Below are 11907 nucleotides of genomic sequence, written 5' to 3'. Positions count from 1 at the left end.
CGCCCGGGTGTGTTCCTGGGGGGCGCCCGCGCCGGGCACGCCCCGCCCCCCCCCCGCGGGGGGGCTGCGCCGCACGGCCGGGCATCCCACCCGTCTGTTTCACCGAGAACGCATCCCGCCGCCACGGAGCTTCCATGTCACCGCTCGACCGCCTGTTCAAGCTCCGCCAGCACGGCACCGATGTCCGCACCGAGATATTGGCCGGGCTGACCACCTTCCTGACGATGTCCTACATCGTCTTCGTCAACCCCGACATCCTCGGCACCACCGGCATGGATCCGGGCGCGGTGTTCGTGGCCACCTGCCTGGCCGCGGCGATCGGCTCGGCGGTGATGGCGCTGGCGGCGAACTTCCCGGTCGGCATGGCGCCGGGCATGGGCCTGAACGCGTTCTTCGCCTTCACCGTGGTCGGCTCGGCCGGGCTGCCGTGGCAGCAGGCGCTGGCGGCGGTGTTCATTTCCGGCCTCGTGTTCCTGGCGCTGTCGCTGAGCGGCGTCCGTGCCTGGCTGGTGGCCGGCATCCCGGCCTCGCTGCGTTCGGCCATCGTCGCCGGCATCGGCCTGTTCCTGGCGATCATCGCGCTGCAGAAGTCCAACGTGATCGTCGCCAACGAGGACACGATGCTGGCGCTGGGGCCGCTCAATACCGTGCCGCCGCTGCTGGCGCTGGGCGGCTTCCTGCTGATCGCGGTGCTGGAGGCGCGGCGCGTGCGCGGCGCGATCCTGATCGGCATCCTCGCTGTCACCGCCGCCGGCTGGCTGGCCGGCGACGTGCAGTACCAGGGCCTGGTCTCGCTGCCGCCGAGCCTGGCGCCGACCTTCCTGCAGCTGGACCTGCCCGGCCTGCTGCACCACGACGGCGGCGCGCCCGTCGCCGTGCTGCTGCAGGTGGTGTTGGTGTTCGTGCTGGTGGAAGTGTTCGATGCCACTGGCACGCTGTACGGCGTGGTCGGCCGCGCCGGCCTGCTGGAACTGGCCGATGGCCGCAAGCGCTTCGGCCGCGCGCTGTTGGCCGACAGCAGTGCGATCGTCGCCGGTTCGCTGCTCGGCACCAGTTCCACCACCGCCTTCGCCGAGAGCGCCTCCGGCGTGCAGGCCGGCGGCCGCACCGGCCTGACCGCGCTGGTGGTTGCCGCGCTGTTCCTGGCCGCGCTGCTGTTCTCGCCGCTGGCGGCGATGGTGCCGGCCTACGCTACCGCGCCGGCGCTGCTGTTCGTGGCCGGGCTGATGCTGCGCGAACTGGTCAACGTGGAATGGAGCGACCTGACCGAATCGGTGCCCGCCGCGCTGTGTGCGCTGGCGATGCCCTTCACCTATTCCATCGCCAACGGCCTGGCCTTCGGCTTCATCGCCTATGCCGCGCTCAAGGCCGGCACTGGCCGCTGGCGCGAGGCGCGCCCGGCGCTGTGGCTGGTGGCCGGACTGTTCGTGCTGCGTTTCGCGCTGGAGTGAGCCCCTGTGCCATCGCGCCCGGGAGCGGCGCCGGCCTGTGCTAGCTGGCCACCATGAGCGCGAAGATCGCCACCGCCATCAATACCTGGCCGATCACCGCGAACACCAGCTCGGCGAGCAGGACACGCCATATCGTCTGCCACGCCGGCCTTCCCTGGAAGAACTGCACCAGCGAGAACACGCAGTAGACCACCGCGAACAAGGCGACCCACTGCAGCAGCTGCGGCAGCCAGCGATGCAGCGAGATCAACGCCATCCAGACGACGAATGTCTGCGAGACCAGCAGCGTGGAGATCACCAGCCATTCGGGATAGTTCAGCCGGCTGTAGCGGCGGAACACCGCCCACCTCACGCCCGCCTCGATCGGCAGCAGCAACAAGGTGAAGGTGGCGAAGTTGGCGTTGATCCACCCGGCGACCGACTGGCTGGCGGCGGTGAACCGCGCCATGTGCCGCGCGGCAGCGGACCCGGCCTCCACCGCGGCGGCGGCATCGGCGTGCGCCACCGCTTTCACCACGCCTTCGCCGAGGACAAAACGGCCCAGCAGCACCACCGCCGCGGCGGTCAGGGTGACCAGCAGCAGCGGCTTGGCCTGGTTGCCGCGCCGTCCCTCGATGTAGTCGCGCAGCAGCCTGCCCGGCTGCAGCATCAGCAGCTTCAACGAATACAGCAGGCCGCGGTCCATCTGCAGCACGCCGTGCTCCAGCTCATGGCCGACGTACCCCCAGTCGATGCGCCGCGCCGGCGTGGGCTGGCCGCAGTCCGGGCAGAACTTCTGTTGCGGGCCGGCGACGGCGCGGACGCAATTGATGCAGTGGCTTTCCTCGTGCATCCCCATGCGCTGCCTGCCCTGTCGAAGGGGCGCATTCTAGACCGGCGCCCTCGCCGGCGACCATCATCGGCATCGAGGCGGGCGTGGCTGGCATGCAACGACGCAGCGCGCGCGGCACCGGGCACGCAGCACCGGCGGATCAGCGCCAGCGCGGCTGCAGCTGGCCGTCTGCGGCGAAGCGGTAGCGCCCTTCCGCCCAGCCGTGGCCGAACAGGCTCAGCATCTGCGCGTAATAGGCCGGGGCATCGCTTCGCTGCTGCCCGGGCGTCGGCAGGCTGGACCGGAGCGCCTGCGCCAGCGTCCGCTCGCCCTGCGCCAGCAGGTAGGGCAGCAGGGCGGCACGGAAGCCATAGCCGCCTTCGCCCTCGCCGGCTCCGCTGCGGGTATCGACCTTCTCCCACATCGCCCCGCCATCGCGCAGCCGGCGCAACGGGCCCGACAGCGCCTGCAGCTGTGCGCGGAACAGGCGGTCGCGCGGCGACAGCATGCCGGCCCACAGATAGCAGCGGATCGCGTCGTAACTGCCGACCGCGCCCTTGGCCGGATCGGCGACGAAGGCGCCATCGCGCCATGCCGCCCAGTCCGGCGCGAAGCCATGCGGCGCGGTCTGCCGCAGCAGTTCCAGCGTGTTGCCGGCCAGCGCCGCCCACGGGCCATCGCGGTCGACCGCGGCGAAACGGCGCAGCAACGGCAGCGGCAGGTAGCTGGGATTGACCCGGGTCGCGCCGTCCTCGACGAAGCCCTGCGGGCCGGGCAGCAGCATCGGCCCCAGCCCGGGGAGGTCGACGATTTCGGTGCTCCGCACCTGCGCCAGCATGTCCTGGCCGGTGCGCGTCAGCGCCGGGCGATGCCACAGCCGGCCGGCTTCGAGCAGCCCATAGGCCAGCCACAGGTCCGAGTCGGAAGCGGGATTGGCGTCCAGCACGCTCCAGCCGCCCTTGGCATCGCGCCCCCACAGCCATGCCGGCAGGCGCTTGCCCATGTCGCCGCCGGCGAGGTTGTTCGCGGTCCAGGCGAGGATCCGGTCGAAAAGCGCCTGGTCGTTGTCGACCAGGGCGAAGAACAACGCGTAGGACTGTCCTTCCGAGGTGCTGCGCAGATCGTCCTGGCTGCGGTCGATCATGCGCCCGTCGGCGCTCAGGCTGCTGTCGGCCAGCACCCGCCAGGCCGGCCAGCCGGCGGCGGCGCAGGCGGACGGCAGCACGCCCAGCAGCGGCGCGGCGGCCAGGGCCTGCAGCAATGCGCGGCGTGTTGGATCGGCAGGTGTCGTCATCGCGCGGATTCCAGCCTCGATTGCCCGTGATTCGTCGCCCTCGCCTTTCCGGTCGCCCTGTTGGCGGCGACCGGGTTCGAGCGGGAGCTAGCGGAATTCGCCATACGGTACCAGCGGCGAGACCGGCAACGGCAGGTTGCCCTGCCAGGGCTTCAGCGTATAGCGCAGATAGAGCTGGAAGGTGTTCGGCGAATAGTCCTGGCTGCGCTGCAGGGTGCCGGCCGCGCCCAGTACGAAGTGGTCGCCGAGCCGTCGCTCGACGGCCATGTACAGGCGGTGGCCGGTCCCGGTGCTGCTGGAATCGGCGGTGTACAGCCCGGCCGGATCCAGCGTGAGCGGGCCATACAGCGGCTGCAGCTGCTCGATCACGCGCTCGATCAGCGATGGCTCCGGGAAGCGGCTGATCGAGGCGGTGTGCGCACGGGACACGCCCAGCGAGGCGTCCACGCGCACCGACCAGTCATCGTTGCGCCAGGCCAGGCTCACCGGCACGCTCAATGAGGCATAGCGCTGCGGGCTGTAGTAGCCGCCCTGCCCCAGCGAATAGCCGCCCAGGTCGTGCGCATAGCGCCAGTACATGCCGGTCAGGCCGACGTCCACGCGCAGGTCCGGGCGCTGCACCAGCTTGTGGTACCAGCCGGCCATCGCGCGGGCGCGGTCGTTGTCCATGACGTTGCGGCCGGTCAGGCGGTGCCAGCTCCAGTTCGACCAGACGCCGTTGCGGCCGCCCTGGTCGTAGCCGAGGCTGAAGGTGACGCCATTGGCGGTGACGCCGCCCCAGACGATGCCGCTGCGCGGATCGACCGCGCCTGCCTGGGACAGCAGCGAGTTGGTCATCGGCCGCCGCGACAGCGTCGCGCCCCAGCCGAAACGGCCGAGGTCGCCGTTGACGGTGACGCCGCCGAGCCAGTTGCCGACCGCATAGCCGGCGGGCGTATGGCCGATGTCGAAGTTCCAGCGGTCGTCGAGCGTGCGCCAGCCCACCGCCAGGCCGGCGCCGGAATCCATGCGCTGGCGCAGGCGGGTGTCGCAGCCCGGCGCCTGCAGGCGGCTGCCGTCGCCGCGCAGCAGGTACAACTCGCAACTGCCGAAATCCTGGTCGTGGAAGCCGTTGGCGTCGGTCTCGAAACGACGCGCGTCCAGGTGCACCTGTTCGATCCTGGCCCAGCCCAGGCCGCCGGCGAACGGCGCGTCGAGGTGGGCGATGCGCGTGTCGCGCGAGAGCTTCGAGATGCCCGGCGTGCCGTCGCTGCGCCGCCCCGAATCCTGCATCACCGTCAGCGTCGGATTCTGCTGCTGGTACAGCGTTTCCACATCGCCACGCAGGCTGCGCCGCAGCCAGTCGTCGCCGGCCGTTTCGCGGCTGGCGCGGGTGAGCGCGCGGTCGTCGCGCGGCTGCGCCTGCTGCGGCGCGAGCAGGCCGTTCTCCTCCATCGCGCGGGCATACATGTCCAGCGCCTGTTCCGGGTCGTCGGCGCGCAGCAGCCGCGCGGCATCGCGCCACACCTGCGGGTCCGGCGCGGTCTTGGCGGCCAGCACGCCGCGCAGTATCTCCAGCGCCCGTGCATCGTCGTGCAGGCCGGACCATATCGCGGCAAGCTGCCGCTGCTGGCCGACGTCGGCGGGTTCCACTGCGGGTGGCGCAGCGGCCATGCGCGCGCGCGCGGCCTGCAGGTCGCCGCTGTCGATCAGCGTCTGCACGCTGCCCAACTGCGCGTCCACATTGCCGGGCTGCGCATCCAGCACCTGGCGGTAAAGCTGCAGTGCCTGCGCATGATCGCCGCGCAGGCGCGCCCAGTCGGCGAGCGTCAGCTGGATGTCCGCGTCCTGCGGCAGTTGCCGCAGCAGGGCGATGGCCTCGTCCTCGCGACCGGCGGCGCGCAGCTCCCAGGCGCGCGCCGTGGCCTGCTGGCGATGCAGGCGCGCGGCCAGCGCGCGCATGTCGTCGCTCCACTGCGCGGAAGGCAGTTCGTCCAGCGCGGCCAGTGCCGGCGCTATTCGATCCGAACCGGACAGGTACAGCGCCTGCGCATAGCGCGCCTCGGGCGTGTTGCCGGCCTTGCCGGCCATCTCGGCGATCACCGCGTCGGCCTCCTCGGCCGCACCACGGGTGCGCAGCGCATTGGCCTGCGAATAGGCCAGCCACGGGTCGTCCGGCTGCTCGCGGCGCAGCTCGCGCCCCAGCTCGATGGCGGTGGCCACGTCGCCCGCCGCGAGCACGCGCTCGCGTTGTTCGCGCAGCTTCGCCAGGCGCAGCCTGCGCAGCTCCTCTGCATAGAGCCCGCGCTGCGCCGGCGGCAGGCCGGCGACGTAGCTTTCCAGCTGCGCCGGATCGGTGCGCCCGTAGAACTGCGCCAGCCTGCGCACCAGGTTCGGATCGTTCGGCGCGATGCGCCGCGCGGCCTGCAGTTCGCGGCCGGCCGCGGCATCGTCGCCGCGCGCCACCGCCACGTCGACCAGCCCGAGCTGCGCGTTGATCTCGCGTGGCTGCTGCCGGCGCGCCTGCGCGTACAGCGACTGCGCACGATCCAGTTCGCCGGCCTCCAGCGCGGCGTCGGCCTGGTCGATGAGCAGCCAGTAACGGGTGCTGGCGATCAGGTCGCGCCACTTGTCGCTGTTGCTGGTGTCCGCCTGCAGCCGCTGCGCCGTCTGGAACTGTTCCAGCGCCTGTTCGCGGCGGCCCTGGCGCATCAGCGCCAACCCCAGTCCGCCCTGGAAATCGGCTTCTTGCGGGAAGCCGCGCAGGGCCTGGCGGAAGGCGGTTTCCGCCTCCGCGTTGCGGCCGGCGTCCAGCAGCTGCCCACCACGCAGCCCCGCGAGCCAGGCCGGATTGCCCACGCGCCTGCGCTGCTCGTCGTAGAGCCGGCGCGCGTCGTCCAGGTGCACCCAGCCCGGATAGCGGGCGATGAAGGACTGCAGCCGGCGCACATTGGTCGCATCGGCCTGGCGGGACGACAGGTAGTCCCATTCCGCGTCGGCGGCATAGGTGCTCGCCTCGGGGTTGCTGCCCATGCGCCCCAGGATCGCCAGCGCCTCGCCGTCGCGGCCGCTGGCGAACAGGAACTGCGCCAGCGTCTGCAGCAGCACGGTGTTGCCGGGGTAGGCCTCGTCGAGCGCGGTCAGGCGGCGGATCGCCAATGCCCGGCCGGCCGGTTCGGCGCCGCGCAGGCGCCAGTATTCCAGTCCCAGCTGCATGCCCGGCGGGTCGTCGTCGAACAGCCGGCGATAGATCGCCAGCGCTTCGGCGTTGCGCCCGCCGGTGGCCAGCATGCGCGCCTGCTGCAGTTCGGCCTGCATGTCGCCGCGGTACGCCGCCCATAGCCGTTCGCCGGCGATCAGTTCGCGGCTGCCCGCACCGATCTGGCGCAGGCGCTGCAGGGTTCCGGTGGCGTCGTCGATCTTCTGCTGCGACAGCTGCACTTCCAGGATCGCCACCATCGTGGCGCGGTCGTCCGGCGCCAGCAGGCGCAACCGCGCCAGCGCGTCCTCGATCAGCCGCTGGCGGCCGGTGGCCTCGCCGATGCGCACCTGCTGCAGTAGCCATTGGCGTTGCGAGGCGAGGCTGCCGGCCGGCGTGGGCGGCAGCTCCTGCGCGGCCACCTGGCCGATCCCGGCCAGGCCTGCCAGCAACGCCATCGACAGGGAAAGGCGGCGGGGCATCAGTGCTCGGCCGCTTCCAGCCGGCGCTGCGACACCCAGCGCAGCGCGCGCCACAGCAGGAACGCCACCATCAGCACCACCACCGTGGCCAGCACCGCCAGCAGCACCGGGTGGTCGGCCAGGTGGTACCAGAGCAGCAGCCACCACGGCAGCGAACCGACGTAGTAATGCTCGCCGACGAACTGGCTGTGGATGCCGGAGCTGCGCAGGATTGACACCGAGCCGGCGATGGCCTCGCGCTTGCCGATGTCGCTCAGTGCGTCGTCCAGCAGCGCGTAGTCCGCCTCCTTGCTCGCGGCCAGCGACACGATGCTGCGCTGGGCGTGGTGCGGCGACTGCAGGCCGATGATGGCCGCGAACGGCGCATCGGCGGTGACGCCGACGCGATTGACCGCCGCATCGGCGCCGGCGCTGCCCAGGCGGGCCTCGATCACCGCTTCCTGCGGCGAGCTCACCCGGCCGTTGCGCAGCGTGGTGCGCTGGTTGTCGATCATCAGCGAGAGCTGGTCGCTGCCGCGCAGCTCCTGCGGCAGTTCGCCGAGCATCAGCACGTCGGCGTCCAGCCGCGCGGCCTGCTTCCAGTCATCGCTCACGCGCAGGCCATAGGCCGGGTAGCCGCTCTGCACGCCGAGGCCGCCGACCAGGTTCAGCAGCAGGCCGACCTGCGCCTCGTTGGCGCGCGGCGGCATCATCACCACGGTCTCGGACAGGTCGGCCATGCGCGTGAACGGGAAGCCGCTCAGCGCGAACGCGGCCAGGTCCGGCAGGCCCATGTAGTGGTGGAAGCCGGAGAAGTCGATCGAGGAGTCCTCCTCGATCGCGGCCTGCAGGTTGGGCGGCAGCACGGTCTGGCAATGGTCGCGCTGGGCGCTGCCCATGACGCTGGCGAAGTTGAAGTCGAAGCGCAGCTGGTTGCGGTCGCCGATCTTCAGCGCGGGGATCAGCAGCTTGCCGTCGCCGGCACCGGCGTCGGAGGTCAGCACCGGCAGGCGGATCTCCTCCAGGCCCTGCTTGCCGGAACGGCGGATCAACGGGAAGCTGGAAATGAACTGGTCGTTGATGCCCACGCTCAGCCGCGATTCGTCGCTGCTGAACGGCGGCGTGTAGCGGTAGCGCAGGTTGAGCGGAATGCCCTGGTTGCGCCAGATGAACAGGTCCGGCGGCAGGTTGAGGTTGAGCACGATCGGCTGCGGCGCGATGCCGCTGGCGCGCAGCTGCTGCGGGTAGTCGAGCAGTTCGGCGAAGCGCACGGCGCGGTCGGTGCGCACCCAGTTCGGCGCGTCGTAGGGCTTGCGCGGCGCCAGCGGCTTGACCTCGTCCACCTGCACCCGGGTGCCGCGGAACAGCGCGTTGCCGGCGGCGATGGCCGACACCGCGGTCTGCAGGTCCTCGTCGTTGCGGCCCAGCACCAGCAGCAGCTTGCGCTGCGGGTCATCGGGCAGCGACACCAGTTCGATCACCGGTCCCTGCACCGGCGCGTGCTTGGCGATCACCGACGGGAACCGGCCGTTGACCGCCATCACCACCGCGTGGCCCTGCGCCGGCAGCCGGTCGAAGCTGACCGGGAACCGCGCCTGCCGCCACCAGCCGGCCATGCCGCCGAAGTACGAGGCCATCAGCGCTGCCGCGCGCTGCTGCGCCACCGACGGCGAGCCGGCGAACACCACCGGCAGTTCCAGCCGCGCGCTATCGCGCGGGTCGAAGAACGGCAGCGGGAAATTGGCCAGGTCGTCCTGCATCGCCAGCGGCTGGCCGCCCAGGCGCAGGGTGCTGTTGCTGGACAGGTTGACCCACAGCGAGCTGTGCGTCGGCTCTTCGCAGATGTCGGTGTAATGGCCGACGAACTCCAGCCGGATCTGGTTGAAGTCGGCGATCAGGCGCGCGTCCAGCGGCACCTTGGCCTGCACCGGCCGGCCGAGCTGGTCGTTGCCGATCGGCACCACGTCCATCAGCGCGTCGTTGAGGTAGACGCGCAGGTGCGAGAGCGTGGGCAGCAGCGACGGCGACGGGGTGAAGCTCAGGTCGAGCTCGGCCTCGCGCGCCAGGCGGTCGCGCCGCACCTGGAACTCGAAGGTGGTGGTGTTGCGCACACCGGACAGCAGCGTGTCCTGGCGGCGGCCGAGCTGGGCCAGGGTGCTGGCGCGCTGCCAGGGCCACGCGGCGCCGGACCAGACCGTCGCCGGCGCCTGCGGCGTGGCGGCAGGTGTGGCGGGCGCAGGTACCGGCACGGCATCCGCCGCCGGGGGCGCGGCAGGTGCCGCCTGCGGCGCGCTCGAACCGTTGGCGACGGGCAGCGCCAACAGGGGCAGCAGCAACCAGCGCAGTGAAGTGGAAATGCTCATGGACGAAGCCCCGGGTCAGCGGCTGGGTCAGCCGGATAGGAAGGAAGTGGACGTTGCGGCGCGTAACTGGCCAGCCAGCGCAGCGCGCGGCGGCTCCAGTGCATTGGCCGGTCGAGATCGATGGGCGCGAAATCGCCCATCCTGCGGTAGCCCTGCCAGCCAAGCTTGAGCACGCTCCACAGGCTGCGCGGCAGGCTCATCGGCCGGTAGCCGGCGTGCCAGTTCAACCAGGCGTCGGCGCGGGCGAAGGTGCACTGCACGAACTCCACCCGCTGCGCTTCGTTCTCGAACCGCAGCAGCAGGCCCAGGCGCGCGCCGACGCTGCGCTGGACCACCGCGGCGAACGCGAACTCGCGGCGGCCACGGCCGAGCAGCAGGGAAACCCGTGTGCCAGCAGCCAACCCGCGCTCCGGCGCATGCGCCAGTTCCAAGCCGACGCCATCGTTGGAGTAGTCGTGCATGACCCCGCGCAGGGTGCGCCCGTCGGGCAGGCGCAGCGCCATCGGCAGGCGCTGGCTGACCCGGTGCGTGCGGCGCACCTGCTGCACCTCGGCCGCGACCGCCAGCGCGCCGCCGACGATGAGCAGGTTGTAGAGCACCCACAGCGAACTGACGATCACCGTGCCGCGTTCGTCGGCCGGGCCATGCAGGAAGCGCCATACCGCGAACCCCAGCCCGGCGAGGTTGAGCAGCGCCAGTACCAGGTAGGGCTGGGCGACCTTCCAGTCGAAGCGGTCCCCGGCCTGGGTGCCGCCCTTGTCGGTGACGTTGAATTTGCCCCTGGTCGGACTGAACAGCGCCACCGTGGTCGGCCGCGCGATGTACCAGGCCAGCACGGTCTCGTAGACCTCGCCCCAGAACGGGCGGCGCCACTGGCCCTGGATGCGCGAATTGGTCAGGTTGGCGTGGGCCATGTGCGGCAGCACGAACAGCAGGATCGCCACCGCCGGCGCGTAGATGATGTAGACGTGCAGCAGCAGAAAGGCCAGCGGCGCGGTCAGGAACACCAGCCGCGGGATGCCGGCCAGGAAGTGCAGCATCGCGTTGGCGTAGCAGAAACGCTGGAACAGGTTCAGGCCCTTGCCCAGCAGCGGGTTGTCGATGCGGAAGATCTGCACCATGCCGCGCGCCCAGCGGATGCGCTGGTTGACGTGCGCGCCGAGGCTGTCGGTGGCCAGGCCGGCGGCCTGCGGAATGCGCAGGTAGGCCGAATTCCAGCCGTTGCGGTGCAGGCGCAGCGCGGTATGCGCGTCCTCGGTGACGGTCTCGGTGGCGAAGCCGCCGATATCGTCGATGGCCGCGCGCCGCAGCACCGCGCACGAGCCGCAGAAGAAGGCCGCGTTCCACAGGTCGTTGCCGTCCTGCACCAGGCCGTAGAACAGCTCGCCCTCGTTGGGGTCGCGGCGGAACACGCGCAGGTTGCGCTCGAACGGATCGGGCGAGAAGAAATGGTGCGGGGTCTGCACCAGCGCCAGCTTCGCATCGCGCAGGAACCAGCCGGTGGTGACCTGCAGGAACGAGCGCACCGGCAGGTGGTCGCAGTCGAAGATCGCCACCAGTTCGCCGTCGATCTGGGTCAGTGCATGGTTGAGGTTGCCGGCCTTGGCGTGGCGGTTGTCGCTGCGGGTGATGTAGTTGACCCCCGCCTGCGCGGCGAACTCGCGGAACTCGGCGCGCCTGCCGTCGTCGAGCAGGTGGATGCGCAGCTTGTCCGCCGGCCAGTCCAGGCCCAGTGCGGCGTGCACCGTGTGCCGCACCAGCGACAGTTCCTCGTTGTAGGTCGGGATCAGCACGTCCACGGTGGGCCAGTCGCGCGGATCAGGCGGCAGCGCCGACGGCCTGCGCTGCAGCGGCCAGGCCACCTGCACGTAGCCCAGCATCAGCACCAGCCAGGAATAGGTTTCCGCGGCGAGCAGGACGATGCCGCAGGCCAGGTCGAACTTGCTGTTCCAGTTGAGCGTGGCGGTGTACCGCCACCACAGGTAGCGGCACGACACGGTGATCGACAGCACCACCAGGATCAGCGTGGCGTAGCGTCCGGGCATGCGCTTTATCAGCAGGGCGATGCCCCACAGCAGCAGCACGAAAACAAGCTGCGCGAAATAGCTGAACGGCTGGGTGATGCACAGCAGCCCCAGGCCCAGCGTCGCCAGGCCGGCGACGATCGTCAGCCACCTCCGCGCGCGCGGCGAGAGCCCGGCCTGGAAACTCCACATGCGCTGCCATGCCGCGCTGGTCCAGACCCGCTGTGGCAGGCCGCGCAGCGCGTCCAGATAGCGCCGCCGGCCGCGGCCCGCGGCGCCGCGCCGCCCGGCGCCCTGGCGGCGCCGGGCTGGCCCCCCCCCGGGG

At 71.2% G+C, this 11907-nt stretch carries 6 protein-coding genes; 1 reads left to right on the top strand and 5 read right to left on the bottom strand.

The features are described 5' to 3' along the window. The first annotated feature begins 134 nt into the window (after positions 1–134). Positions 135–1451 (top strand): NCS2 family permease, encoded by a 1317-nt coding sequence (locus QMX80_RS15765; protein ID WP_055765992.1) that lies wholly within the window; start codon positions 135–137, stop codon positions 1449–1451. Positions 1452–1491: 40 nt separating this feature from the next. Here QMX80_RS15765 and QMX80_RS15760 read toward each other — a convergent pair whose 3' ends face one another. The 5 genes from QMX80_RS15760 to bcsA form a co-directional block, all read right to left on the bottom strand. Beyond that, positions 1492–2283 carry a DUF3667 domain-containing protein gene (locus QMX80_RS15760; RefSeq protein WP_282278063.1) on the bottom strand — a complete coding sequence of 264 codons (792 nt, stop codon included), beginning with the start codon at positions 2281–2283 and terminating at the stop codon, positions 1492–1494. A 139-nt stretch (positions 2284–2422) separates the two neighbouring features. Next, positions 2423–3556 carry a cellulose synthase complex periplasmic endoglucanase BcsZ gene (gene bcsZ / locus QMX80_RS15755; RefSeq protein WP_282278062.1) on the bottom strand — a complete coding sequence of 378 codons (1134 nt, stop codon included), beginning with the start codon at positions 3554–3556 and terminating at the stop codon, positions 2423–2425. Between the two features lie 87 nt (positions 3557–3643). Continuing rightward, positions 3644–7216 carry a cellulose synthase complex outer membrane protein BcsC gene (gene bcsC / locus QMX80_RS15750; RefSeq protein ID WP_282278061.1) on the bottom strand — a complete coding sequence of 1191 codons (3573 nt, stop codon included), beginning with the start codon at positions 7214–7216 and terminating at the stop codon, positions 3644–3646. Then, the gene (gene bcsB, locus QMX80_RS15745; RefSeq protein ID WP_282278059.1) at positions 7216–9558 is read right to left on the bottom strand and encodes a cellulose biosynthesis cyclic di-GMP-binding regulatory protein BcsB; all 2343 of its coding nucleotides are present in this window, start codon (positions 9556–9558) and stop codon (positions 7216–7218) included. The genes bcsC and bcsB overlap by 1 nt, the downstream gene beginning before the upstream one ends. Further along, on the bottom strand, positions 9555–11907 hold a 2353-nt coding region (gene bcsA / locus QMX80_RS15740; RefSeq protein ID WP_282278057.1), incomplete at its 5' end, for a UDP-forming cellulose synthase catalytic subunit. The genes bcsA and bcsB, both read right to left, overlap by 4 nt.

The organism is Stenotrophomonas sp. PS02297 (genome assembly GCF_029959705.1).
Lineage (GTDB): Bacteria > Pseudomonadota > Gammaproteobacteria > Xanthomonadales > Xanthomonadaceae > Stenotrophomonas > Stenotrophomonas nitritireducens.
The sequence above is the reverse complement of the archived record's forward strand: the minus strand, read 5'-3'. Positions and strand labels throughout refer to the sequence as shown.

What these genes read in the sequence shown, in the direction of transcription:
- bcsZ (WP_282278062.1), bottom strand. Translation starts at nt 3,556, where the DNA reads ATGACGACACCTGCCGATCCAACACGCCGCGCATTGCTGCAGGCCCTG.
- QMX80_RS15760 (WP_282278063.1), bottom strand. Translation starts at nt 2,283, where the DNA reads ATGCACGAGGAAAGCCACTGCATCAATTGCGTCCGCGCCGTCGCCGGC.
- QMX80_RS15765 (WP_055765992.1), top strand. Translation starts at nt 135, where the DNA reads ATGTCACCGCTCGACCGCCTGTTCAAGCTCCGCCAGCACGGCACCGAT.
- bcsB (WP_282278059.1), bottom strand. Translation starts at nt 9,558, where the DNA reads ATGAGCATTTCCACTTCACTGCGCTGGTTGCTGCTGCCCCTGTTGGCG.
- bcsC (WP_282278061.1), bottom strand. Translation starts at nt 7,216, where the DNA reads ATGCCCCGCCGCCTTTCCCTGTCGATGGCGTTGCTGGCAGGCCTGGCC.